Origin of the sequence: Microcoleus sp. PH2017_35_SFW_U_B, assembly GCF_020737865.1 — a bacterium.
Taxonomy (GTDB): domain Bacteria; phylum Cyanobacteriota; class Cyanobacteriia; order Cyanobacteriales; family Microcoleaceae; genus Microcoleus.
Window position 1 is genome coordinate 1 of the sequence record NZ_JAEQDE010000110.1, and the last position, 26,416, is coordinate 26,416.

19 protein-coding genes are annotated in these 26,416 nt (G+C 46.8%); 7 read left to right on the forward strand and 12 right to left on the reverse strand.

Annotation, left to right across the window (positions count from 1 at the left end):
* Positions 1 to 63 precede the first annotated feature (63 nt).
* The gene (locus JGK36_RS27655) at positions 64 to 297 is read right to left on the reverse strand and encodes a hypothetical protein (protein WP_293193264.1); all 234 of its coding nucleotides are present in this window, start codon (positions 295 to 297) and stop codon (positions 64 to 66) included.
* Positions 298 to 517: 220 nt separating this feature from the next.
* Positions 518 to 5,260: a glutamate synthase-related protein gene (locus JGK36_RS27660; RefSeq protein WP_293198055.1), complete on the reverse strand. Its 4,743-nt coding sequence runs from the start codon at positions 5,258 to 5,260 to the stop codon at positions 518 to 520.
* 136 nt (positions 5,261 to 5,396) lie between these two features.
* Between JGK36_RS27660 and JGK36_RS27665 the strand changes: the two genes are divergently transcribed.
* Positions 5,397 to 5,609: a hypothetical protein gene (locus tag JGK36_RS27665; RefSeq protein ID WP_293184470.1), complete on the forward strand. Its 213-nt coding sequence runs from the start codon at positions 5,397 to 5,399 to the stop codon at positions 5,607 to 5,609.
* A gap of 282 nt (positions 5,610 to 5,891) precedes the next feature.
* A complete protein-coding gene (locus JGK36_RS27670; RefSeq protein WP_293198058.1) occupies positions 5,892 to 8,207 on the forward strand; it encodes a phosphodiester glycosidase family protein in 2,316 nt (771 codons plus the stop codon).
* Positions 8,208 to 8,383: 176 nt separating this feature from the next.
* Here JGK36_RS27670 and JGK36_RS27675 read toward each other — a convergent pair whose 3' ends face one another.
* Complete coding sequence (locus JGK36_RS27675; protein WP_293198061.1) at positions 8,384 to 9,211, reverse strand: alpha/beta hydrolase; 828 nt, start codon at positions 9,209 to 9,211, stop codon at positions 8,384 to 8,386.
* 60 nt (positions 9,212 to 9,271) lie between these two features.
* On the opposite strand from JGK36_RS27675, the gene gcvH reads away from it, so the two are divergent.
* From gcvH to JGK36_RS27700, 5 genes are all read left to right on the forward strand, one after another.
* Positions 9,272 to 9,661 (forward strand): glycine cleavage system protein GcvH, encoded by a 390-nt coding sequence (gcvH, locus tag JGK36_RS27680; protein WP_293184463.1) that lies wholly within the window; start codon positions 9,272 to 9,274, stop codon positions 9,659 to 9,661.
* 356 nt (positions 9,662 to 10,017) lie between these two features.
* Positions 10,018 to 13,017: an aminomethyl-transferring glycine dehydrogenase gene (gene gcvP, locus JGK36_RS27685; RefSeq protein ID WP_293198064.1), complete on the forward strand. Its 3,000-nt coding sequence runs from the start codon at positions 10,018 to 10,020 to the stop codon at positions 13,015 to 13,017.
* 168 nt (positions 13,018 to 13,185) lie between these two features.
* The gene (locus tag JGK36_RS27690; protein WP_293198067.1) at positions 13,186 to 14,583 is read left to right on the forward strand and encodes an ATP/GTP-binding protein; all 1,398 of its coding nucleotides are present in this window, start codon (positions 13,186 to 13,188) and stop codon (positions 14,581 to 14,583) included.
* A gap of 5 nt (positions 14,584 to 14,588) precedes the next feature.
* Complete coding sequence (locus JGK36_RS27695; protein ID WP_293184456.1) at positions 14,589 to 15,200, forward strand: RloB family protein; 612 nt, start codon at positions 14,589 to 14,591, stop codon at positions 15,198 to 15,200.
* Between the two features lie 89 nt (positions 15,201 to 15,289).
* The gene (locus JGK36_RS27700; RefSeq protein WP_293198070.1) at positions 15,290 to 16,999 is read left to right on the forward strand and encodes a glycoside hydrolase family 44 protein; all 1,710 of its coding nucleotides are present in this window, start codon (positions 15,290 to 15,292) and stop codon (positions 16,997 to 16,999) included.
* A gap of 43 nt (positions 17,000 to 17,042) precedes the next feature.
* On the opposite strand, the gene JGK36_RS27705 is transcribed toward JGK36_RS27700, so the two are convergent.
* The 9 genes from JGK36_RS27705 to miaB all read right to left on the reverse strand — a co-directional run bounded on the left by JGK36_RS27705 (position 17,043) and on the right by miaB (position 26,120).
* Positions 17,043 to 17,333 (reverse strand): DUF5615 family PIN-like protein, encoded by a 291-nt coding sequence (locus tag JGK36_RS27705; RefSeq protein WP_293198072.1) that lies wholly within the window; start codon positions 17,331 to 17,333, stop codon positions 17,043 to 17,045.
* A 45-nt stretch (positions 17,334 to 17,378) separates the two neighbouring features.
* A complete protein-coding gene (locus tag JGK36_RS27710; RefSeq protein WP_293184449.1) occupies positions 17,379 to 17,603 on the reverse strand; it encodes a DUF433 domain-containing protein in 225 nt (74 codons plus the stop codon).
* Positions 17,604 to 17,644: 41 nt separating this feature from the next.
* On the reverse strand, positions 17,645 to 18,517 hold the full coding sequence (locus JGK36_RS27715) for an MBL fold metallo-hydrolase (RefSeq protein WP_293184446.1): 873 nt from the start codon (positions 18,515 to 18,517) through the stop codon (positions 17,645 to 17,647).
* Positions 18,518 to 18,723: 206 nt separating this feature from the next.
* Positions 18,724 to 19,917 (reverse strand): HhoA/HhoB/HtrA family serine endopeptidase, encoded by a 1,194-nt coding sequence (locus JGK36_RS27720; RefSeq protein ID WP_293201215.1) that lies wholly within the window; start codon positions 19,915 to 19,917, stop codon positions 18,724 to 18,726.
* Between the two features lie 830 nt (positions 19,918 to 20,747).
* Positions 20,748 to 21,851 carry an AI-2E family transporter gene (locus tag JGK36_RS27725; RefSeq protein ID WP_293184439.1) on the reverse strand — a complete coding sequence of 368 codons (1,104 nt, stop codon included), beginning with the start codon at positions 21,849 to 21,851 and terminating at the stop codon, positions 20,748 to 20,750.
* A gap of 261 nt (positions 21,852 to 22,112) precedes the next feature.
* Entirely contained in the window at positions 22,113 to 23,171 is a 1,059-nt protein-coding gene (locus JGK36_RS27730) for a D-alanine--D-alanine ligase family protein (protein WP_293184437.1), read from the reverse strand.
* A gap of 187 nt (positions 23,172 to 23,358) precedes the next feature.
* Positions 23,359 to 23,763 carry a hypothetical protein gene (locus JGK36_RS27735; RefSeq protein WP_293184435.1) on the reverse strand — a complete coding sequence of 135 codons (405 nt, stop codon included), beginning with the start codon at positions 23,761 to 23,763 and terminating at the stop codon, positions 23,359 to 23,361.
* A gap of 31 nt (positions 23,764 to 23,794) precedes the next feature.
* Positions 23,795 to 24,694 (reverse strand): hypothetical protein, encoded by a 900-nt coding sequence (locus JGK36_RS27740; RefSeq protein WP_293184433.1) that lies wholly within the window; start codon positions 24,692 to 24,694, stop codon positions 23,795 to 23,797.
* 73 nt (positions 24,695 to 24,767) lie between these two features.
* Positions 24,768 to 26,120, reverse strand: a complete 1,353-nt coding sequence (miaB, locus tag JGK36_RS27745; protein ID WP_293198076.1) for a tRNA (N6-isopentenyl adenosine(37)-C2)-methylthiotransferase MiaB — start codon at positions 26,118 to 26,120, stop codon at positions 24,768 to 24,770.
* Positions 26,121 to 26,416 lie beyond the last annotated feature (296 nt).

Sequence of the window (26,416 nt, forward strand, 5' to 3'; positions counted from 1 at the left end):
ATCTCCGAGAGTTCAACTCTTTTCCGTTGTTGGTTAGAGTTGGATTAGCTATGTACGGACTGTTTACCGTGATTTGCCAATCAACGAGTCGCACTTAGATTTAGGTTGTTGAGTTCGATAGTCTGGGTGTTGCTGCTTGCGCTCTAAGAGCGTTTTCCGAACGAATGCCAGCACTAAGCTGGGCACACTTCTGAACTCGGAATCAGCCCATTCTTGCAAAACCTCATATTCTTCGGGGTTCACTCGGATGGTGATTACAGGCTTTTTGGAAGGCATTGCTTGTTTGCTCGCATACATTAATACCCATTATCTCTACTCTTTACCTTCAAACACTTGTCCTCGGGTAATACACCTGTCTTCATATAGCTTTAAAAGTTGCTTATGTTAACAGGTGTTACACCTGACATTTAGTATAACACCGCAGCGTTGCGATCGACTCTACAACTCAAAAACCCAGAATAATTATCAAAAAAGGGGCAACTCGCGTCACCCCTCATCTATTTAACCAGCCGCAAAATTAAACTTCCACAGCAATCTTTTGCTCCGAAGCCTCCGGCGAATTTGCTTCACTTGGCGGCACAACTTGCCAGAACTTCGGCAAATATTCTGACCAATTTGCGAGAATCTTCGCGGCTTTTTGGCTGTTAGTTCGATCGCACTGCATCTCAATCAACTCCTTCAACTGCGCCTCACCAGCGGCCGTAGAAACCCGCTGCATCTTCACAATCTCTCCGTTGACGTGCGCTGGGAAATTGCCATCTTCATCGAGGAAATAACCCAAGCCGCCAGTCATTCCAGCGCCGACGTTCCGGCCGACTTTTCCTAGGACTACAATGACGCCGCCAGTCATGTACTCGCAACAGTGATCGCCTGCACCTTCAATGACTGCTTTCGCCATTGAGTTACGCACCGCAAACCGTTCGCCCGCTTTACCCGCAGCTAACAGGGTTCCGCCCGTCGCGCCGTACAAGCAAGTGTTACCGACGATCGCATTTTCGGCAGCATCATACGTCGCACCAGCGGGCGGTTTGATCGCAATTTCGCCACCGTGCATCCCCTTACCAACGTAGTCGTTAGCTTGGCCAGACAGTACCAGCGTCATCCCCGGTAAATTGAACGCGCCGAAGCTTTGGCCCGCGCTACCTGTGCAGTTGAGGACTATTTCACCAGTAAAGCCTGTGTTGCCGTGTTGCAGCGCGATCGCACCTGATAAACGCGCTCCCACAGTGCGATCGGTATTTACCAATGTTACATTCTTGCTGACAGTGCCGTGATTGCCGATCGCACTTTGAATCTCAACATCCGCCAACAATTCGTCATCCAGCACAGGCCCGTTGGTGTGAATGTCGCCGTGGACTAAGAAAGATCGATCGCCCTTAGTATCCGGTAACTTCGTCAAACAATCCAAATTAATCGCTTGAGTTTTAGTTAGTTTCACCCCATCCCGCATCTTCAGCAAATCCGCGCGGCCGATGATATCTGCGATCGACTTATAACCCAACTTCGCCAACAAACTCCGCACTTCTTCTGCTACGAAATAGAAGAAATTAACCACGTGTTCCGGCGTTCCGGGGAACCGTTTCCGCAAGTGTTCCTGTTGAGTTGTGACGCCCACAGGACAACTATTCATGTGGCAAACGCGAGCCATAATGCAGCCTTCGGCAATCATTGCTACCGTGCCGAAACCGTACTCTTCGCCGCCCATCAAAGCGCCGATAATTACGTCCCAACCAGTTTTGAAGCCGCCGTCAACGCGCAGTAAAACTCGATCGCGCAACTTGTTCTCAATCAGCACTCGGTGAACTTCGGTCAATCCGAGTTCCCACGGAGAACCTGCGTGTTTAATCGAACTAAGTGGAGACGCACCGGTGCCGCCGTCGTGGCCGGAAATTTGAATCACATCAGCATTTGCCTTCGCAACGCCCGCTGCTACAGTGCCGATACCGACTTCCGATACCAACTTCACCGAAACACCCGCTTTCGGATTGATTTGATGCAAGTCAAAAATCAACTGCGCCAAATCCTCGATCGAATAAATGTCGTGGTGAGGAGGAGGAGAAATCAAAGTGACACCCGGTTTCGATCGGCGCAAATAGGCGATGTACTCGCTCACTTTCGGCCCCGGTAATTGACCGCCTTCACCCGGTTTCGCACCTTGTGCGACTTTAATTTCGATTTGTTTGGCGCTCATCAGATACTCAGGAGTTACCCCGAAACGTCCTGAAGCTACCTGTTTGATGGACGAACAGGCTGTATCGCCGTTCTGCAAACCTTTTAAGTGAGGTAGGGTTTGTGAGAAACCGGCCGCGCTCACATCGTTCAGCACATTGTATCGAATCGGGTCTTCGCCGCCTTCGCCGGAGTTGGATTTGCCGCCGATGCGGTTCATTGCAATGGCGAGTGTTTCGTGGGCTTCCGGCGACAAAGCGCCGAGAGACATTCCGCCGGTGGCGAAGCGTTTGACAACATCTGCTACAGATTCGACTTCTTCGATGGGGATGGAAGGGCGATCGCTCGCAAAGTCGAGCAAATCTCGTAAAGCCGTAACCGGGCGGTTTTCTAGCTGTTTTTTGTAAACCTCGTAATGATCGTAAGCCGTTTTTGCTTCAGTGCGAGCGTCCCCGCTCGCGGCGGGAGAGACTTCGGCCGCGTTACCGTTGCCGTTACCATTAATTTGAGCCTTAAATGTAGCCACAGCCTTGTGCAAAGCCTTGGCCATTTCCGGGCTGTTCATGTGATATTCGCCACCTCGGCGGTACTGCACGAAGCCGAAGTTTTCCAGCTTTTTCTGGAGTAATTCTGGGAAAGCCTGAGAGTGGAAAGACATTACCTCGTTAGCAAGTTCAGCGATACTTAAACCGCCAATTCGAGACACAGTGCCTTTGAATCCCAAATCGAGCAAATCGGCGCCAATCCCGATCGCCTCAAAGATTTGCGCGCCTTGATAGCTAGACAGCAGCGAAATTCCCATTTTCGACATGATTTTCAGCAAGCCGTTTTCTACCGCTGTGCGATATTTAGCTTGAGCTTCAGTGACGGTAATTTTGGGAACCTTGCCATGTTCCATCAAATTTTGAGTTTTGGTGTCAAACCACCAGCCGCGCACGCTTTCCAGTGCTAAGTAAGGGCAAACTGCGATCGCGCCGTAACCAATCAAACACGCGAAGTGGTGAGTGCTCCAGCACTGCGCCGTATCCACAACCAGCGAAGTTTGCATCCGCATCCCGACGCTAATTAAGTGGTGGTGAACTGCACCAACTGCTAGCAAGGGGGGAATGTAAGTGCATTCATCACTCAATCCCACAGCAGCAGATTCGCCTTTTTCCTGCGATGGTCGATCGCTCAAGATCAGAATTCTTGCGCCCGATCGAATTGCCTCCACAGCATCTTGACAAAGTTGCTCGACTGCGCTTTCCAAGCCAGCAGGCCCGGAAGTAATTTTGTAAAGAGTTGACAGTTGCTTTGCAGGGAAAGACTTTTGGTCTTTCAAGAAAGACAGTTCACCGTCGTTGAGTACGGGGGAATCAATTTTTAGCAGCTTGGCATTTTCCGGTGTTGCTTGCAGTAAATTGCCGCGCAAACCCATATTCATTGTCAGCGACATCACCATCCCCTCGCGCAGGGGGTCGATCGGCGGATTTGTCACTTGAGCAAACCGCTGTTTGAAATAGTTATAAAGTAACTGAGGCTTTTCTGACAACACAGCTAAGGGAATGTCATCGCCCATGCAGAAAGTCGGTTCTTTTCCAGAACTTGCCATTTCCACAATTACCATATCCAAATCTTCAGCGGTGTAGCCGAAAGCAGTTTGGGTGGCTAACAGGGCTTGCGAGTCGAGGGTTGCGGTTTCGGCAAAAGGCTGAGGTTGCAAGGTTTCGCGGTGTTGTTTGAGCCATTCGCCGTAGGGGTGGCGCTTCGCAATCCGCTGTTTTAGCTGCCAATTTTTGAGAATTTCCTTGGTTTGCAAGTCCACTGCAATCATTTGTCCGGGCCCCAAGCGGCCTTTTTCGACGATATCTGCTTCGGGAATATCGACAACTCCGGCTTCGGAGGCGACAATTACCAAACCGTCTTTAGTAATGCAGTAGCGGGCTGGACGCAAACCGTTGCGATCGAGCGTAGCACCTACTTGCTTGCCATCGCTAAATACCAACAGCGCCGGGCCATCCCAAGGTTCTTGAATACCGCTGTAATATTCGTAAAAATCGACAATTTCGGGATAGGGAACCAAATCCGGCTGATTTTTGTAGGCTTCGGGCACCATAATTGTCAGCGATTCCAGGGGCGATCGGCCGGAGTGCACCAACATTTCCATCACGTTGTCCAAGTTTGCCGAATCGCTGCTTTCGGAGTTGACAATGGGATTGAAGGTGTCGATGTCGGCTTGACTCCAATTCGGGTGAGATAAATTCGCTTGTCGCGCTTTCATCCAGGTAATATTGCCCAACAGCGTATTAATTTCGCCGTTGTGTCCCAGCAAGCGCATGGGTTGGGCTAGGTGCCAGCGGGGCATGGTGTTGGTGCTGAAGCGGCGGTGATAGACGGCAAAGGCGCTTTTATAAGCGGGATTTTTCAGATCGAGGTAAAATTCTCCGAGTATTGCCGATCGCACCATGCCTTTATAGACGATCGTGCGGGAAGAAAAAGAGCAACTATAAAAGTCTTGGCGGGTGAAGCCTGGGCGATCCGATAGCGAGTGTCCGATCGTGCGGCGGGCGAGAAATAACTGTCTGTCGAGCTCATCTCCGGCTAAGTTTGGTGAACTTACAATGATTTGTTCGATTTGAGGTTGATTTTCCCGTGCTTGCGGGCCCAAAACCGACGGTACAACGGGAACTTTCCGCCATCCCACCACAGTGAAACCGCGTGCTTTCACAACTTCCTCAACCACCTGCCGCGCGGTATTGGCTTGACTTTCATCTTGAGACAGAAACATCATTCCTACCCCGCAGTTTTCCTGTGGTGGAGGCACAATTCCCTGTTCGGCAAACCAAGTATGCAACAATTCCCAAGGAATTGCAGTCATCAAACCTGCGCCGTCGCCAGAATCGGAGTCTGCACTGCAACCGCCGCGATGTTCCAGACAAGTTAAGGCTGGGAGGGCTTTTTGAATAAGTGAGTGCGTAGCTTCGCCGCTTTGATTGGCAATAAACCCCACACCGCAGGCATCTCTTTCTTCCACTAACCAGTTTTGGCCGGCAAATGGAGTTCCTCGCTCAGTTTGATGCACGTTGCTGTTTAGATCGATCGTGTTACCCATGTTGATTGAATGTTATTTCTGTGATTGTGTGGTTGATTTGTTTTTATAGCTCGGAGAGAGAATGCTGCCGAGCGGTGGGAGTCTAGTAAATCTTAAAACAGCACATAGCAAGCTGATTCGATAAAAATTTACGTAGATGCTTCCTGTACGTAACGCGGAAACCCTGTTTGGAGATTTTAAATTATCTCGATCGAATCGCTTCGGAGATCTCTGGCAGAATACGCTGCTGTTAACAAGCAGCGATCCTTTGAGGAATTGCTACCCAGCAACTAGATATATTGGGGGCGATCGAGTTTTTTGCGTGTTTTTTCCTGAGTCCGCTCGATCGCCTTGCAGCGAACATCAGTAAATAGTAACTTTAGCTTTATTTTGTTCACTGCGGTGTTTAGTTGCTTTCGTCAGCGCCCCAGACATAAAAGACACCTGCTCGCGGGCGTGAGTAGGTGCAAGTAGTGTTGTAGCAGCGAGGCTCACAACTAATTAAACCCTGCCTTAATATTATGCAACTAACTACAGCCAACTACACAGCCAAAGAAATTAAGATTATTCAATAAAATTAGATTTTTTTACCGTTGTGCTGTATTGCAGGCATTTTTGAAGGTTAATGGTTTTAGGTTTCCAGAATAAAAAAATGCACATTAGACAAAAACGGCTAGTAGCAGCTAACAGAAGGCGATCGAGTGTTTGGCCCTGGATATTGTCAGTGTCGATTTCGCCCGTACTGGCGACGATCCTTCTGTACTCAGTCTGGAATCAACCTGCAACAGCCCAAGAGAGTCGGAGTGGCACAGGCATCTTGCCTGTGGCCTCTGGGGGCATCTTGCCTGTGACTGAGGGCGGGCTAGAAGCCCACCCCACAAAGAAAGGCTTGATAAATGGTGACACAGGCATCTTGCCTGTGGCCTCTGGGGGCATCTTGCCTGTGGCCTCTGGGGGCGGGCAAGATGCCCACCCCACAAAGAAAGGCTTGATAAATAGTGGCACAGGCATCTTGCCTGTGGCCTCTGGGGGCGGGCAAGATGCCCACCCCACAAATAGCTTGATGGATAGTGGCACAGGCATCTTGCCTGTGGCCAAAAATAGTGCAAAGTCTGAGTTAAAACTAATGACTCAATCTATACCACCAGTTGCCACAATCAAACAAGGCCGCCAAGTCTCTCTCAACGGCCGGATTCTGCCCTTAGCTTGGACTCAGCAGCCAACAAATAACACTTCTACTAATTTCAGAACTTGGATTGCGGATGTTGGCTTAATGCAATCTGCCGGAGTCGATTTGCTGTCCACCGCCGACAGTACCAAACAACCTGTACAGTGGTTTTCCGTATCTTTAAGTAATGCTCAAAGTTTGACAGTGCGATCGACTGGTGCGTATCGTTACTTAGATATTACCGATTTTGCTAAACTTGCCGGCTGGCAAATATCGATCGACAATAATCTCCTAAAAATCACCACTCAACCTGCGAATGTCACCGGAATTCGGCAAGCAGCCAGAGAAACGGGCGATCGCATTGTTCTAGATCTCGATCGCGCCGCCCCGTGGCAAGTTAACTTTGTGGATACACCCAGCCCATCACCAACAGACGACCCCACAAAACCCGCTATCCCTTTGCAGGTCAGCCCCGTAACACCAAACCTCGAAACACCAGACGACCCGACAAAACCAGCATTCTCGCAGCCGCTAGCACCCATACAGGCGATCGCCAGTCAAGAATGGTCGATCGCGATCGATGCCAAAGTCGATCGCACTTTGGGCGATCGCATTTTTGCAACCAGTCAGCAATTGCGATCGCTAAAAATCGAACCTGCGGGGAATCAAACCAGAATCAAAGTACAAATTCCCTTAGGTTGGCGGCCGCAAGTTTTCAGTTTAGGAAATCCCCATCGATTAGTAATCGACATTCGCCCCGACTCGTTAGTAGAAAAAGACATTGCTTGGGCGGCGGGAGTTCGATGGAGACAACAGTATCAAAATTTAGGAACAGCGCGTTTCCCGGTATATTCCTTAGAAGTGAATCCGCGTCAATCCGGCATCAAAATTCGACCGTTGTTGAGCAATCCGCCGACAGAGAAAGGTAGTGCACCTTTATTACAAACAGCGGAACTTTCGGGAACGGCTGCTGCAATTAATGCCGGATTTTTCAATCGCATCAATCGACTAGCTTTAGGTGCGATTCGGCGGGATACGAAATGGCTTTCCGGGCCGATATTGAATCGCGGGGCGATCGCTTGGAACGATCGAGGCGAATTTGCGATCGATCGTTTGACTTTGCAAGAAACTTTAATAACTTCTGCGAATCAACGTTTATCTATTTCTCAGTTAAATAGTGCCTACGTGGAATCTGGAATCGGTCGTTACAATCCCGATTGGGGAGGGACTTATACTCCGTTTTCCGACGATGAAATAGTTGTCACAGTTGCGGGCGATAGAGTTGTCAGTCAATCCCCCGGAGGTGCCACGGGAAAAACCAATTTTCCAATTCCAGGGAACGGTTATATTTTAGCTTTGCGTTCCGATTTGTCCCCTGCATCTCAATTGGCGGTTGGTACTTTATTGCGTTTAGAAACTAATACAATTCCGGCAGATTTCAACCGCTTTCCCTACATTCTCGGTGGCGGGCCGGTGTTGGTACAAAACAGTCGAGTGGCTGTGGATGCGAAGGCGGAAGGGTTTAGCGATGCGTATGTTCGACAGACAGCGATTCGGAGTGCGATCGGGCGAACGGCTGCGGGGAATTTACTCATTGTAGCCGTCCACAACCGCGCGGGCGGGGCCGGCCCAAATTTCGCGGAACTGGCGCAGATTTTGCAGCAAATGGGTGCTGTGGAGGCTTTAAACTTGGATGGGGGAAGTTCGACGAGTTTGTATTTGGGAGGCAGTTTGCTCGATCGCCCGCCGTCTACTGCTGCGAGAGTCCATAATGCGATCGGCATTTTCATTCAACCTTAAATAAATCGAAAAAAAAGGTTCGATCGTTCGGACTTCATATCAAATCCGGTAGCATGGGAATTGTTAATCTCTCTATTCTCTCTGTGTCCTCTGCGTTCTCTGCGGTTAAATCATTCCGATGCAACCGGAAACGATATCAGTCCTTCTTTCTGAGGACTCAAGTCCTGACTGCAAACTTAATTGGCGATCGCACCAACAAACCTTCGCAAAGTTGTAGCATAGCGATCGCCAGCGACCTCCATTAAATCGTTGTGTCCGGCGCGATCGACCCAAAAATTAAGTTTCGGCTGCTTAGCAGCCGCAAAAAGCTGCTCTGGGTGCCAAAACGGCACCACCCGATCTGCCTTACCGTGAATTACTAAAACGGGCGATCGTACTTTACCAATTTTATCAACATTCACAAACTTATCAAATGGCAAAAGCGGAATCTGCGTCAACACCCGAAAAACCGAAACAAACGAACTTTCAACCACCAAACCGCCCACAGATTGCCGCGAAGCCAAATCAATAGCCGGCCCGCCACCAACAGAACGTCCGTACACAATAATCTGCTTAGGCGGAACTCGCAACTGTTCGGTTAAATAACCGTAAGCCGCCGAACTATCGCGATAAACATTATACTCAGAAGGCTTTCCCTGACTCGTACCGTAACCTTGATAATCGTAAGCAAATACAGCAAACCCGCTATCTCGAATCTCTCGCAAAACCGACCAAATATATCCCAAATCCTCTGCATTGCCGTGACTGTAAAGTATGGTATATTGGGCTTGGGGGTTCGGAAAATGAACAGCAGAAATTTTCAGACCATTAGCTGAGCTAAGTTTAATGATTTCGCTGGTATCCTGGTAGCCAGCAGCGGGAGGTTGAAAAATCAACCTGTCTGAAAAAAAGACTGCGTAAAGACACAGAAAAGCGTAGATAAAAATTATAGAGCTAAAGACTCGTTGGACAGAGAATTCCCCGAAAAGTAAAAGGTTCATATTTTTTTTATTCCAATTTGCCATAACTCAATGCCCATAATTTAATAAGATTTAATTGAGACTTTGTTCATTGCGAGAAAAAACATGGCACTACAATACCCCGATGACCTAAAATACCTAGACACTCACGAATACATCCGACTCGAAGGGGAAATAGCCACGATCGGCATCAGTTCCTTTGCAGTTGACCAACTCGGTGATATTGTGTTTCTAGATTTGCCTGAAGTCGGTGCAGGGTTGGAAAAGGGCGAACCATTCGGTACAGTCGAGTCAGTGAAAGCAGTTGAAGACTTGAAAGCGCCTGTGACTGGTACAGTCGTAGAACGCAATGATGACATTATAGAGTCTCCCGAAAACTTGGCAGAAGATCCCTACGGCGCTGGCTGGTTTCTGAAAGTGCGCGTTGACAACGCTAGCGATGCGGATGATGCTTTGTCGGTTCAAGACTATCGCAAAATGGTAGAAGGGGAGTAGGGCATGGGCCAAACAGGGCATGGGGCATGGGGCAAACAGGGCATGGGGTTCCTTGATTCTTCCACAATCCGCCAGGGGTTGAAACCCACGGGGCTTTTAGCACAAGTCGTCTAAAGACGACTGATACCAAATCCGACTTAAATACCCCTTTGATCTCTTCGCCAGCTAAAGCAGACTTCGTTTAACTCGCTTTGCGGTTTCAACCACCGACTTTAATCTACAGTCGTCTTCAGACGACTTCTGCTATGAGACAGGGGTTTCAACCCCTGTCGGACTTTGATAGACGCAGAAAATCTTCCTTGTTCTCTTTGCGAAATGTTACAAAGTAATAAGAAATCCATTCAGGAGAATCAGCCTTGGTACTCTACAGCCCGCAAATTGAACCCAACCAACAGCAAAACCTTTCCCCCATCGACGGTTTTGCGGGAAGACATATTGGCCCAACACCCAGCGAAATCCAGCAAATGCTAGATGTTTTGGGTATTTCCAGCCTCGATGAGTTAATTGACAAAACGATTCCAGCGGCGATTCGCATGAATCAACCCCTACAACTTCCCGCAGCCAAAAGCGAGTACGCTGCTTTGGCAGAATTGAAAGAAATTGCTGCTAAAAATCACGTATTTCGATCGTACATCGGGACAGGATATCACAACTGCATCACACCCCCAGTTATCCAGCGCAATATCCTCGAAAATCCGGGCTGGTATACAGCCTACACTCCCTACCAAGCCGAAATTGCCCAAGGGCGATTAGAAGCTTTGCTGAACTTCCAAACCATGATAATCGAGCTCACGGGTTTGGAAATTGCTAACGCTTCCTTGTTGGATGAAGCGACTGCTGCGGCGGAAGCTATGGCGGTGAGTTACGGCGCTAATAAAAATAAAGCAAAAGCGTTTTTTGTCTCGCAAGATTGTCACCCTCAAACCATCGAAGTGGTGCAAACTCGGGCTAAACCGCTGGGAATTGAAGTGATTGTCGGCGATCATCAAAGCTTTGAGTGCGATCGTACAATTTTCGGCGCGCTCCTGCAATACCCAGCCACCGATGGCGCAATTTATGACTATAGCGATTTTATTCGATCGGCACACGAAGCCGGCGCCTTAGTCACAGTAGCCGCCGATATTTTGAGTCTTTGCATCCTCACACCCCCCGGCGAATTCGGCGCTGACATAGCCGTAGGAAGCACCCAGCGCTTCGGAGTGCCGATGGGATTCGGAGGGCCCCACGCAGCCTATTTCGCGACGCGAGAAGAGTTTAAACGGCAAGTTCCAGGGCGAATTGTTGGCGTTTCCAAAGATGCTAACGGCAAATCTGCTTTACGTTTGGCTTTGCAAACTCGCGAACAGCATATCCGGCGCGAAAAAGCAACTAGCAATATTTGTACTGCCCAAGTTTTGCTAGCAGTCATGGCGAGTATGTATGCTGTTTATCACGGCCCGTCTGGACTCAAACAAATTGCTGAACAAGTACGCAGCTTAACTGCAATTTTAGCATCTGGCCTTTCCAGTTTTGGATACGCAATTGGCGATCGACCTTTCTTCGATACTCTCCGGGTAGAATTGGGAGATAAACCGCTATCGGAAGTTCTACAAGCCGCTCAAAATCGCCACATTAATCTGCGAGTGTTCGATGAAACAACCGTGGGGATTAGTCTGGATGAAACTGTCACGGCGGGCGATGTCAAAGAGTTGTGGAAAATCTTTGCACGGGAGAAGGATTATATCAGGGGTGACGGCGAGAATTCTCTGAGCGTTCCGCTGAATGCAGACGCCTTCACTTCCTATATGATGTTACCTGATTTTTGCGATCGGACAACCAGTTATCTCACCCATCCAGTTTTCAACAGCTACCATTCTGAAACCGAACTGTTGCGCTATATGCACCGCTTGGAAACCAAGGATTTATCGCTAAATACATCGATGATTCCCCTAGGTTCATGCACGATGAAATTGAATGCAACAGCCGAGATGGTTCCCGTGACATGGGCGGAATTTGGTAACATACATCCCTTTGCACCCCGCAACCAAACTCGCGGCTATCAAATGATGTTCGTGCAACTCGAACAATGGCTGGCAGAAGTCACAGGTTTTGCCGGAATTTCCTTGCAGCCAAACGCTGGTTCCCAGGGCGAATATGCGGGATTGTTAGTAATTCACCAATACCACGAACACCGAGGCGAATCTCACCGCAATATCTGTTTAATTCCCCAGTCAGCCCACGGTACAAATCCGGCTAGCGCGGTGATGGCTGGGATGAAAGTAGTTGCTGTCGAGTGCGATTCCCAGGGGAATATTGATGTCGCCGACTTGCATAAAAAAGCCGAAAAGCACAAAAATGAACTAGCGGCTTTGATGGTAACATATCCATCTACCCACGGCGTTTTTGAAGCAGAAATCAAAGAAATTTGCGAGATTGTGCATCAAGCCGGCGGACAAGTTTATATGGACGGGGCTAATATGAATGCCCAAGTTGGTTTGTGCCGCCCCGGCGATTTTGGTGCTGATGTTTGTCACTTGAATTTGCACAAAACTTTCTGCATTCCTCACGGTGGTGGCGGCCCCGGCATGGGGCCGATTGGAGTCATGTCTCATTTGGTGGAATTTTTGCCTTCTACTGATACAGAATTAAGAACTTACCCCCCCCAACCCCCCCTTGCTAAGGGGGGGAGCAAGATAGAATCGTCCCTTGGTAAGGGAGGCGGTGAAATATCGCAATCAGTTGGTGCTGTTTCGGCCGCGCCTTGGGGAAGTGCCAGCATTTTGACTATTTCTTGGATGTACATTCGGATGATGGGAGGAGTGGGTTTAACTGAGGCGACCAAAGTTGCAATTCTTAATGCTAATTACATGGCGCATCGGTTAGAATCCTATTATCCGGTTTTGTACAAAGGGAAATCGGGTTTGGTAGCGCACGAGTGCATTCTGGATTTGCGACTTCTCAAAAAGACAGCAGGCATTGAAGTCGATGATATCGCTAAACGGTTGATGGATTACGGTTATCACGCGCCGACGGTTTCTTGGCCTGTCGCTGGTACGGTAATGGTGGAACCGACGGAAAGCGAATCGAAGCAGGAATTAGACCGTTTCTGCGATGCGATGATTGCGATTCGTGGGGAAATTGCGGAGATTGAAAAGGGTAATGTGGACGCGCAAAATAATGTGTTAAAAAATGCGCCGCACACCGCAGAATCTCTGATGGTTGATGAGTGGAATCATCCTTATACTCGCGCGCAAGCTGCATATCCGACTGCTTGGACTCGCGAATATAAGTTTTGGCCTGCGGTGGGCCGGATAGATAATGCGTTTGGCGATCGTAATTTTGTCTGTTCTTGTTTGCCAATGGAGGCTTACACTTAAGATTCAAATCCATCAGTCTCAATTCATTTCCGTCTCCTAAATCTCCGTCTAAAGAGATAGAATTTGGGTAAAACTAGGTAATTTAGGAGATTTTTTCTCCTAAATACCCGTTTTATGCTACTATAGTGCCTGAAAGTAGCGGAATCCTATTCCTCATGGGTAGAAACAATGTTAATTCAACTTACTATAGAAAATTTCTTATCCTTCAGGGATGAAGTCACTTTTAGTATGGTGGGAGTTAATAGCGATAGACAACATATAGATCACCTTGCTGAAGATATAGCAGAAAAAGGGCGATCGATCTTGCCGATTGCAGCAATTTACGGAGCAAATGCAGCAGGTAAGTCAAACCTGATCGAGGCTATAAGTTTTGCCAAAAACTTAGTGGTACAGGGAACTCGCAGCACTCAAACTATCCCTGTTTATCCATTCAAATTGGGCGATTATAGTAAGCAGCCAAGCAAGTTTGAGTTTATTTTTACCCATAAAGGCGATCGATATTCCTACGGCTTCAAATTAAATAGAGAGCAAATATTTGAAGAATGGCTACATGGAATTCCTGATGGCAAAAAACAAGAAGTAATGTATTTTGAACGCATTACATCATCCCAAAAAGAAACCACAGTTGAATATGGTTCAAAGCTTAAAGGTAGAAGTAAGAAGCGTCAACATTTTCTAGATTTTATTGCAGAGGGAACGCGCCCAAACCAACTCTTTTTAACAGAATCTCTTGAGCGAAATATTGTTGTTTTACAACCTATTTTTGACTGGTTCAGAAAAGTATTAACTATTATTCCAGCAGAAGCCGATTATACCGGCTTAGAAATTAGTGTCCTCAGTGATGAATCATTCACAGACTTTATGAGTGAGTTTCTTAAATTTGCAGGAACAGGAATTGATTCCATAGTCACAGAGAAAGTAGAGTTGGATTTTGAGCGACACTTTCCAACTATGTCTAAAGTTTTAAGAGAGAATCTGATTCAAGCCCTGAATCAAGCAGAAAAAAATTCAATTGTAATGATTGAGAACTTAGGAGGTACAAGAGATATCCTGTTTAAAGATGATGAGAGTCAAGTAATTTTGATTCAACTCAGAACTCGTCATCGCAGTGAAGATGGAGGGTTTATTGATTTTTCCATAGAAGAGGAATCAGAAGGGACTCAACGTCTGATCAATCTAATTCCGGCTTTGTTTATTCTCAAACAAGAAGAAGAAAAAGTCTTTTTCCTTGATGAACTAGATAGGCGTTTGCATCCTCTGCTTTCTCGTAACTTTGTCCAACTAGCAATTAATTGTAGAGACAAAAATAACCAACTGATCTTTACAACCCACGATACCAATTTGCTAGACCTAGATTTACTCCGGCGTGATGAAATATGGTTTGTTGAAAAGAGCGAACAAGGTGCATCTAATCTTTACTCCTTAGCCGAATTCAAAATGAGACCAGACCTGAAGATTGAGAAAGGCTATTTGAATGGACGTTTTGGGGCTATTCCCTTCTTTGGAAATCCTCAAAATTTAGGGTGGCTTAATTGTGAAACCGCTGTATCTGTCACAACAAACTAATAGCAATGGGAAAAATTAAGCGCACAAAATTATTAGACAGACAACAGGATAGGAGGGATGCCAAACTATTTATAGTTGCTACGGAAGGTAAAGAAACTGAAAAACAATATTTTAGGATATTTAATAGCAGTAGAATTAAAATAGAGATATTAGCAACTACAGAAGACGGCAAATCTTCACCTGAATATGTTTTAGAGCGTTTAGATATATTCAAAGAACGATACGATCTAAATGAGGATGATATGCTTTGGCTGGTTTCTGATGTGGATCGTTGGGGACAAAAGAAGTTGAGTTCTGTTTGTAGTCAAGCTAGGCAAAAAGGTTATAATTTAGCTATTAGCAATCCTTGTTTTGAAGTATGGTTAACTTTACACTTTGAAGATATTAATCCCCAGGATAGGACTTGCGATAATTTTAAGGGAAGACTGCGAACTATTTTAGGAAGTTACAATGGTAGCAATTTGGATCTCTCTACTTACAAGCCAAATACAGAAAATGCAGTAAATCGAGCGAAAAATCTACATCCAAGTGTTCAACAAGATTGGCCACCCACACTAGGAACCCATGTATATAGACTTGTTGAGATTCTGCGGGACAGTCTCGATAGTGACTGCTGACTTCAACATCTGCTACAATGTGAATAAGAAATTAGCATAATTTAATTAACATTTTTAGATCGCACAACCAGTTTTCAGGCACTATCAAAATGAATACAAGATTTTTGTGGCGATCGCCCTCCAACAAACCACGCTGGATTATCCTACTATTATTAGGCGTTTTGGCAGCTTTGGCAACGATCGCCACTGCGGCCTACTTCAAAAGTGCGTTAGCGAAGCTGGCCGTAGGCATCGCCCAAACAGCCAGTCCCACCTTATCTGTAGACGTGAGGGCCGATCGCCATTCCATCAGTCCCGACATCTACGGTATGAACGATTTTGCCATAGATCCGGCCCTCGCCAAAGAGTTGCGAATTCCGGTGGAACGCTGGGGCGCCAATCACACTAGCCGCTACAACTGGTTAGTCGATTCTTCCAACGTCGGCGATGACTTCTTTTTCGTCGGCGGCGGCGACAACAAAAACCCCATTCCCGGCGATTCCACCGACAAAATTGTCAAAACTAACCGCAACAACGGCAGTAAAAGCATCGTTACCATCCCGATGATAGGCTATGTAAATAAGTTTAGCACTTGGAACTGCGGTTTTAGAGTATCCAAATACGGCGCGCAAGAAAAAACCAATCCCTACATTTTTCCCGAAGGCGATAAGTGCGGCAATGGGAAGCGTCCCGACGGCACTTTAATTACTAATAATAACCGCCTTGATGTTAGTATTGTCAGTAACCCAGATTTCCAAAAAGCTTGGGTTCAACATTTAGTTAAAACCCACGGTACTGCCGCTAAAGGTGGTGTTCAAATTTATCAAATGGACAATGAACCAAGCGGTTGGGGAAACACTCACCGCGATGTTCATCCAGAACCGACAAGTTATGACGAATTGCGCGATCGCACTTTCCAATATGCCTCAATGGTAAAAGCCACAGATCCCACCGCTAAGATACTCGGCCCTTCGGATTTTGGCTGGCCTGTTTATGTGGATTCTGGGGTAAAGGGCGATCGCGAAAAACACGGCGGAGTCTGGTTTGCGCGGTGGTACTTGCAGCAAATGCGCGCCTACGAACAGCAAAAAGGTGTTCGCATCCTCGACTATTTCGACGAACACTACTATCCTGTCGTCGATGACCTGTGTTTGGCGAATTGTCCCGCAGGCGATGCTAAGACGCAAGCAGCCCGGTTGCGATCGACTCGTTCTCTGTGGGACAGCACTTATACTGATGAAAGTTGGATTGGTAAATACAATCCGCCGCTAACAATTATACCCCGGTTTCGAGAATGGGTCAAGCAAGATTACCCAGGTACAAAAGTCGCCATTACTGAATACAATTGGGGCGGTTTGGAGTCGATGAACGGTGCCTTAACTCAAGCCGAGATCCTGGGGATTTTTGGGCGGGAACAACTGGATTTAGCGACGCTGTGGGGGCCTCCCAAGTCTTCGGAACCGGGGGCTTATGCCTTCCGAACCTACATGAATTATGACGGTAAGGGCAGCAAGTACGGGGAGACTTGGGTGCGATCGCAAAGTACAGATCTGGGACAATTGTCAATCTACGGAGCACAACGCACTCAGGATGGTGCTTTGACGCTGGTAATCATTAACAAAACCAGTAAAAACTTGACCAGCAACTTGAGTCTTAAAGGCTTTAACCCAGGTGCCAAAGCTCAAGTTTACACCTACAGCGAGGCGAATTTGCGGGCGATCGTCCGTCAGAGCGATTTAAGTGTCAGCGCTGCGGGCTTTCAGGCAACTTACCCAGCTAATTCTATTACTTTGGTTGGCATTCCGAAAGCGAAGGCTTAGTCAGTTGTCAAATCCACTAGCATTGGAATTTTTACTGTGGCGACTAATCCCCGCTAATCTCCACGAACCTTTCACCGGTTCTCAAAAGTTCCAGCGCATCTAACAAATGTGCACTAAGAATCTCTCGCAACCGATCATTTGATGTATTGCCACACGTCAACCAGATAATTTGTGGAGGCGAATCAAGACGATCGACCAAATCAACAAAGTCGCTGTCTTTAGTCATCAAAATAACTCCCTGCGCTTTGGCGGCCTCGAAAATTTCAGGATCTTCAGCATCTCTCAGTCCAATGTCGCGCAAGGCTACCGCTGCTACTCCAAGTGTATTAGTCATCCAGGTTGCGATCGCAACCTGACAGATGTGCATCTACCCAGATCGTCATGCAACTAACACTGGATGATTAAGTTTACGTGATGCGTACAAAAGAGATGCTTTGAGGTCATCTCTTTCCAAATCGGGCATTTCTTCGAGAATTTGTTCAGCACTCAAACCGGCCGCAAATAAGTCTAGTACATCTGATACCCGAATTCTCATGCCACGAATACAGGGACGACCACTACACTGTCTGGGATTAATTGTGATTCTTGCAAGTAGTTCCAACATTCAAGTTAGTGAGGGTGAACACTTATCTTCATTATATCACATTAAGCATCAACCATCCAATCAATACACTTCTGCATTTGCTGTTGCATCGTTTCTCTGTCCGCATCATATCTCCGCCCATGTCCCGGCAACACCCATTCAAACGAGTAATTAGCCAAATTCTGCATAGATTTGATTTGTTCTGCCCAAGAATACCAACAGGCTGTCCGAAAACCAATCAAATGCTGTAAATTTTCTGACCAAGCGAGATGATCGCCGCTAAACAAAAACTTGTTATTATAAAGTAAAACTGTGTGACCTTTCGTGTGACCGGGTACAGAAATAATCAACAAATCATCAGCTATTTGATGCGGTTCATTGCCAGATAATTGAATTTCCACACTGCGAGTGTCCGCATTTATTTCGTCGGTATGCAAAATGCGATCGCACTCAAAATACTCCCGGTATTTTTGATGGTCTGCCACATCATCCCGGTGAGTCAAATATAGATAGCGAATGCCACCCATTGCTTCGATATTTTTCACTAACGGCGGCACAAAACGCGGAGAATCAACTAAAATATTGCCCTCTGGACGGACAATCAAATAACTAGCAGCCCCGTAGGATTTTTCTGAATGGTAGCCACAGTGGTAAATATTGTCTGTTACCAGTGCTGGCAAGTTTTGTTGAACTTCTTTGATGTTTTTGGGTTTTTCAACAGTGCCGATCGAACTTGTCGGACAAGACAAAAGAGCCGCGAGACCTCGCATGGATGCTGTCTCGTTTGTCGGTTGCTGGTAAACCGCAGACTGTTCTCCGGCTTGAGTAAAGACTTCCGGTGCCATCCACCGACAAGTATCGCAGTCAATGCAGCTACTATCTACGTAAAAATTACCGCTGATATTTTCGAGGCGGCGTAAATTGATGTGAGCCATTTTTTATACCTTTTAATAACAAATCAGGGCTACAAGTCTATCATAAAAAGAATTTGGGGCGGGCTCTCCGGCCCACCCCACAACTATTTTACTTTGATTTAAAATTTGGGGCGGGCTCTCCGGCCCACCCCACAACTATTTTACTTTGTTTGTGGAACGGGCAAGATGCCCGTTCCCAAGCAGACTGCAAACTCAAAGTTTCAATTCTACTGCTGCTTCTGGCCCGCTGGAAAAGCACCAGTTGTCACCGCCACAGTCACAGGTTGTTGCTGTACGCTGCCAGCATCGGTGACTTCTGTACCGTTGATTTTTTTGATCACGTCAGCAACGCGCACTCCAGCTTGTGACGCCGGCGAATTTTTTGCAACTCCCATAACTAACACGCCTTTATCTTCAGTCAGCCTCAATTTGGCGTTGGGATTTTTATTGAATTCTGCTTTGACTTCGGGAGTAATGCTCAACATCCGAACGCCGAGATAAGGATGTTCGGCTTTTCCGGTACTGACTAATTGGTTGGCAATTTGTTGGGCCCGATCGATCGGAATCGCAAAACCCAACCCTTGGGCACCTTCAATAATCGCCGTATTCATGCCGATAACTTGACCCCGCTGGTTCAGCAACGGGCCGCCGGAATTGCCGGGATTGATGGCGGCGTCGGTTTGAATAAAGCTGACGCGCTTGTCGGGAACGCCCACATCGGCGCTAGAACGGCCTGTCGCGCTAATAATACCGACAGTCACGGTATTGTCCAAACCGAGGGGATTGCCGATCGCGATCGCCCATTCTCCCGGCTGTAAATCTTCAGATTTACCCAAACTCACCACAGGCAAATCGGTAGCCTCAACTTTAACAACAGCCACATCAGTAACTGTATCTACGCCCAAAACTTTGCCTGCCAATTCACGGCCATCCTTCAGTTTTACCGTCACCGTATCTGCGCCGTCAACAACGTGAGCGTTCGTCAAAATGCGGCCGTCGGAACCAAAAACAAAACCCGAACCAGAGCCTCGTTGTACTCGATTTCCCGGCTGAGGCGCAATGGGGGAATCTGGATCGAAGAAGCGGCGGAATTGTTCGGGAATCTCTTCTGGAGCTTGGTTTTTCACTGTGCGAGACGAGTTAATTCGTACTACTGCCGGGCCGACTTCCTGCACTACTTTAGTCACAAAATTAGAGTCTTGATTCGGCAATATATTTGCAGGTAAAGCTGAGATTGGCGCTGCGCTTGCAGGTTGTTCGGCTTTGATAGCATTAGAACTGCCAGGAACTTGCGAATTTAGGGCGTTGCAGCCGACAGTTGCCGTGGAGCCGAGCAAAACGAGGGATAAAAAAGCAAGTTTTTTCGGCACAGAAAAACGGCGAAAATGTTGAGTTTGATTAGATTTTTTGGGGGTTGACATAGTATTAATTTGGTAGAGAATGGGTGAAAGTTATAATTATGGTTTGGCAGTTTTAGCACTACTGTACAATTAACTTAGAACTCAAGGTTCTTTAATTTTAATTGAAACATTTATCAGATGTGTTTGGGTGGTGGGATTTACCCTACAGGCTGGAGTAGAAACCAGACTGTTGCAGGCAAATTGTTGATTTTAGGTGGTCAGCGCGATCGCCCTGGGTGAGGACTGGCGAATTGCCACACCTGCGATAATACCAACTACGGTAACGGATCCGCATATTCCGCATTTCCTGGAAAATCTTCATGGCCTTGCTACCGGCAGCCCATAACTCAAACAAAAATGTTGGGTTTGTTTCCTTAGCCTGCAATGAAACCGGTGCGTTGCTCGCTCGAAACAGTCGCTCTTTCTTGAGGATTGTCGATGTATCCCTATCCTACGGCTATGAACGTTAATCTAAGGAATGAGAATTAAATAACTTCTACTCTTGAAAGTGGGATGGGCGGGAGAGCCCGTACTTTTTGGACGGGCGGGACGCCCATCCCACAATAACAATTAAAATTGTCAGTTATTTAATTCGCGATCCTAAAATAGTATTATTTTCCGTAGGTTCGATCGCAATACGGTTCACTTAACACTATCCCAAGAGAAGGGGAGCGTTTCAGTTTTGCATTTACAGTGCGAGCGTCCCCGCTCGCGTGCTTGTACAAGCACGCGAGCGGGGACGCTCGCACTACCATAAAAAATGCTTCTTGCAAAACTGAGATGCTCCCAAGAGAAGAACGTTAGCTTTCGCGATCCGGAGGAAAGCAAACAGTGTCTATTTTTCATAGTTTTTACCTGTTGGAATCTCCGCTCTCAACTTTATTGGGTTCAATGGAACTAACCGCATCAATTTCCCTCGACTTGTTCCTGGAAGTTTCCAAAATATCAACAGTATTCTTAATAAAACCAGCCATCGGTACAGCAACTAACAAACCTGCTACTCCCGCCACCTTAACTCCCACTAACAGAGACACTAAAATCCACACCGGATTGAGGCCGATAAAACCACCTAATAATCGAGGAGCAACCCCGCTTTCAATTACTTGCTCTATGACTGTCGCGACAGCTAAAACTGTCACACCGAGCCAAAAGTTGCTTAGTGTAATCAGCAAACTGACAACGCAAATACTGAAAGGTGCCCCGAAGGGAATCATCGTCATTACACCGACACCCAAACCGAAAAGCAGCCCGAAGGGAACTCGCAAAATTAAAAAAGCCACCGTCATCGACAGTCCCATCAAACCCGCCAAGGTTGCTTGTCCGACGAAGTAGTTGTGGAAGCTTCGCGCCAGCAACTGTCGCAATTGCAGGCTCTGTTTGGAGGGAAACCATTTAAACAATCCTTCCCACACGCGATCGCCATGCAAGAGCAAGTAGAATGTCAGAACTATTGTCAGCAGAAAATTCACCAGACTGTCTGCCGCACCCAAGCCAAATTTGAGGATTTCGCCAGTGAGAGACTGCAATTGAGTTGAAAGTCGATCGCTCAATTGAGTAGTCAAACCGCTAACATCAATGCGAAGATTGCGATTTTCTGCCCACTTATTGAACGCTTCAATCTGTTCTGTACCGGAAACTATCCAAGTTGGGAGTCGAGTAGCGAGTTCAGTGATTTGGTTCAGCAGAATCGGAGCCAGAGTGACACCTAAAACCACCAATATCAGTAAAGTTACGAACAACACCGACAAAACTGCGCGATCGCGCTTCAGCCCGTATTTACGCAGAAAACGCACTGGATAATCTAGCAAAAAAGAGAACACTGTAGCGATTACCAAAACAGTAATCAGAGCGCGAAAATATTCAAACACTAGGAGGGCTAACCAGCAGTTGAGTACCGCTAGAGGGAATAACAGTCCGTAAGTCCACCACTGCGGCAGTTTAGTGAAACGTCTCATTAAGTTAACCAAGTTAAAATTTGAGATGCCAGATGTGAGATTGACGCTGCTATTCGCCGTTCTCCGTTAACGATTTTATGTTGCATTTAGTTATACCAGGCTGCTAAAAATTCCCACTTGCTCTGCTAGTAGCAGAAATTGGGCTGTGGGCAGGTACTCCCTGCCACAACCATGTTATCTCGTTGACGCTGGTATGGATATATTACCTGCGGAATAACTTATTTTTTGCTATTTTTAGGAAAGGAGTTTGAGGCTCACAATTCAAGCTTTTTCGCCGTGCCGTTCGAGAGCTAATTGAATTAAACGGTCTGCTAATTCGGGGAAAGAAATACCATCATGCGCCCACATTTGAGGATACATACTGGTAGCTGTAAATCCGGGGAAAGTGTTGATTTCGTTAATCAAAACTTCTCCGGTTGATTCAACGTAGAAAAAGTCTACCCGCGCTAAACCGGCAGCGTCAATGGCTAAGAATGCTTGCACTGCCATTTCTTGGATTTGCGAGACGATCGCACTGCTGACTTTTGCCGGAATTGAACACTCGGATTGTCCCTCAGTATATTTAGTTTCGTAGTCGTAGAAATCGCTTTGAAAACTAATTTCTCCCACCGTTGAAGCTTTCGGATTATCGTTGCCCAAAACCGCACATTCTAACTCTCTAGCAACCACACCAGCTTCCACAATGATCCGCCTGTCGTAGCTGGCGGCGCCATCAAGAGCGGCTTCTAACTCAGCGCGCGATCGAGCCTTAGAAATGCCCACAGACGAACCCAAATTTGCTGGTTTAATAAAGCAAGGATAGCCCAACTCAGCTTCAATTTTGTCGCACAGTTTGGGGAAAACGCAAGGATTCGACCAGATTTCGGAACGATTGACAGCGATGTATTTTACCTGCGGCAAACCTGCGTTAGCAAAAGCCATTTTCATCGCAATTTTATCCATTCCCATCGCCGAACCCAAAACCCCCGAACCGACAAAAGGAACTTGCAATAATTTCAGCAATCCTTGCACCGTACCGTCTTCACCGTTAGGCCCGTGTAAAACCGGAAACCAAACATCTACTCCATTAAAATTAGGAAATTGCCAAGCTTCTCCTGCTTGTGACTCTATTTCCAGAGGTTTGCCGGCGGCTAAGACTTGCTGCGGTAATGTTCCCGACAGCCAGCGGCCGTCTTTTTGGATGTAAAAGGGCAGAACTTCGTATTTAGAAGCATTTTCGTCAGCAGCGAGGGCACGGGCGATCGCCCTTGCCGAACTAATAGAGACTTCATGTTCGCCCGATCGCCCGCCGAAGAGTAACCCGATCCGCATCTTCGTCATTTTTCCATACTCCCGATACTTTTTGATAAATATACACGCAGAGAGCGCAGCCAACGCAGAAATGAACGCTTTAAGACTACCTATCCCCTCCCTTCCACTCTTCCTCTGTGTCCTCTGCGCTCTCTGCGGTAAAAAAATATATCTTGTTAAAAGACTCCGAGACTCTAGCAAATATTATCTATGGAGGTTACTGGGGCTGTATTGGTTTCACAAAACTGCTGTTAGCCGGCACAAAACAATTACTCGGCGCGCCGGTACCCTCACTTTTTTCTATAAAAAACCAAGGTTGACGTTGGGCATCGTACAAAACCCCCAATCCGCTAGGGCCCAGATAGATTTCAAAATTCTGCCCTGGTTTCAAAGTACCAACTACAGGCCAACTGCCAATATTTAAATTTACCTTGCTTCCAGGGTCTTCTATTTCCTGAATAGAGTGCGGGCCCATGCGACATTTAACACCGTTGGGGTCTGAATCTGTGGCTTCCCAATATCGGTGAGATGTTCTTTTATACTCTCCACGTTCGTTTGGCTGCGGCAATTCCACTTGAGGAATTGAATTTTGCGTCTTGTCAAATTCAGAATTTTGTGTCATGTTATTTAGACTCTTTTTTCGTATTAGAGTTTTATTGCGGTGTTCCAGCCAGCCACAAAGCTAAATTGCGGACATAAGTTTTGATATCATCTAAAGCCTGTGACTCTGTTTGCATAGTGTTTCCCGGCGGTTCAGTCACAAAGCTTGGACAACCCATATCCAAATTCCAATTATAATCGCAGAAGTGATGAAAAGTCGATTGAGCCACTCCACGTCCGAGCTGATTTCCGATCGTATCGGGAGGCCACTCGAAAGCAACAGCGAGGTTAAAAATGCGATCGCTCACCAAACTTTTCCCTTGTGCAATTACCCTACCGTACTGATCGCCTGGGGGGACACCCACAGCACCTTCGTGGGGATGAGCCGGAAAAAACTCGATCGCTTCCCCAGAAGCACCAGGCCTTTTCAAAAGAGAATGCACCGGATCGATCGCGATAATTCTCTGATAATTCCCATTGCGTCCAGAATGATAGTTAGGCCAAGAAATATTAGTAGTATCAACATCATCTATGCAATGTTTCGATGGATCTGGATCGGGATTTTTAGTTTGAAAAAAATGTGCAGCCCCCACACCAGAAATAGTGCAGATAGACGAACCTAAATCTTGATGGTCGCGAGTTGCCAAAATCCCCCCGCCCCGTTGGTGAAAAGCCTTAATTCCCGCACAATCTTTTTCAGTCAAACCGTCTCCTATATCAACAGCAAACAGCCACAGCTCGTCAAATATTGATTCTCCCAAACTGCTTAGGATTGGGTCATTCCCTTCTATATTTGATTCGCGGTTTCTTGCCGTTACTTGAAATAATTGATTTCCCCGATCGTCCTTCAGATTAGCCAAATAGTCTCGCAACAAAGAGAAACGCTCGATACTCCAGTCATCCTCAGTTGTTGGAATCGTTGTTTGCAGTAAAATGCGAATTGGTTTTTCCATTTTAATCAGGGGAACGGGGAATAGTTTTGAGTTAGTGGATATGGAAGGGAGGAAAAGAAATTAAATTCGCAATCTAATTTAGATTTTCCAGCATTTCGCCAGTCAAACTAAAAGCGCGAATATCAGTAATTTTAACACGCACAATCTTACCAGCCAATTGTGCAATATCCCCCTTAAAAAATGTGAGACGATTGCCGCGAGTGCGCCCCATCACCTGAGTTGGATCTTTGAGATTTTGGACTTCCACCAAAACCTCCTCCGTGCGCCCGAAATAGCGCTGCGATCGCTCCATAGCCGTTGTTGTCACGACATGATTGATACGTTGCAGGCGATCGGCTTTTACCTCCTCAGTCAACTGATTTTCCCACAACGCAGCAGGCGTTCCCGGGCGAGGCGAATAAGCAGCAGTATTCACCAAATCAAAACCAACATCTTCGATCAACTTCAGAGTCTTCTCAAACTGCGCCTCCGTCTCCCCAGGAAACCCGACAATCGCATCAGCCGTAATCGAAGCATCAGGCATATAACGGCGAATCATATCAACAATTCGCAGATATTTCTCCTGAGTATAACCCCGAGACATCGCCTTCAGAATATCATTATCCCCCGACTGAAAAGGCACGTGAAAATGTTCGCAAACCTGCGGTAACTCCGCACAAGCCTTAATCAATCGTTCATTAAAATAGCGAGGGTGGCTAGTAGCAAAACGCAGGCGATCGACACCAGGAACATCCTGCACAAAATAAAGCAAATCAGTCAAAGTATGCAGGTTGCTACCATCCGGTTTCGTCCCCGGCAAATCGCGCCCGTAAGCATCAATATTCTGCCCCAACAAAGTTACTTCCTTGTAACCTTGACGGCCCAACTCCTCCATTTCAGCCCGAATTGCCTCCGGCATTCGCGACTGTTCAACCCCGCGAACATTTGGCACAACACAATAAGTGCAGCGTTCATTGCAGCCATAAATTACATTCACCCAAGCAGTCACATGGCTGTCGCGACGAGGCTTAGTAATATCCTCCATAATCTCCACAGCTTCCGTCGCCACAACTTGATTTCCCTGGAAAACTTGTTCCAGCAAATCTTCAAGTCGATTAGCGTGTTGCGGGCCCATTACTAAGTCCAATTCCGGCACTCTCCGTAACAGCGCCTCACCTTCCTGTTGCGCCACGCATCCAGCTACAACTAAAGTCAAACCCGGTTCTTTACGCTTGCGATGAGCTTGCCTTCCGAGGTTAGAATAAACTCTTTGTTCGGCATTATCGCGAATGGTGCAAGTATTGTAGAGAATCAAACTAGCGTCGTTCGGGTCTTCCGAGAACTCAAAGCCCATATTTTCCAGAATGCCAGCCATCCGTTCGGAGTCGGCTTTGTTCATCTGGCATCCGAAAGTGGTAATGTGATAGCGGCGGGGTTTAACGGTCATGGCGAATTGCAGGAAAATAAAAAATCTAGGTTTTCAACCTTAACCAACTATTATATAACAAGTCTCAACCCTTTGTGAACTTTTCTTGTTCTTAATTTATTGAAAAACAACTTTCACAAACCTTTAGGGTGTGTGAGGCGCGGCGATTAATACCATTGCTGAAAAATATTGCTACAATATATTTTGGGGTTTGTTTACAATAGCTGGTGCTGGTGGTGCTTCGCCATTAGATTGTCGATTGTGATGCAGAGATTTATCGCAGGCGACACACCCTACAAACTACAAACCTATGATAT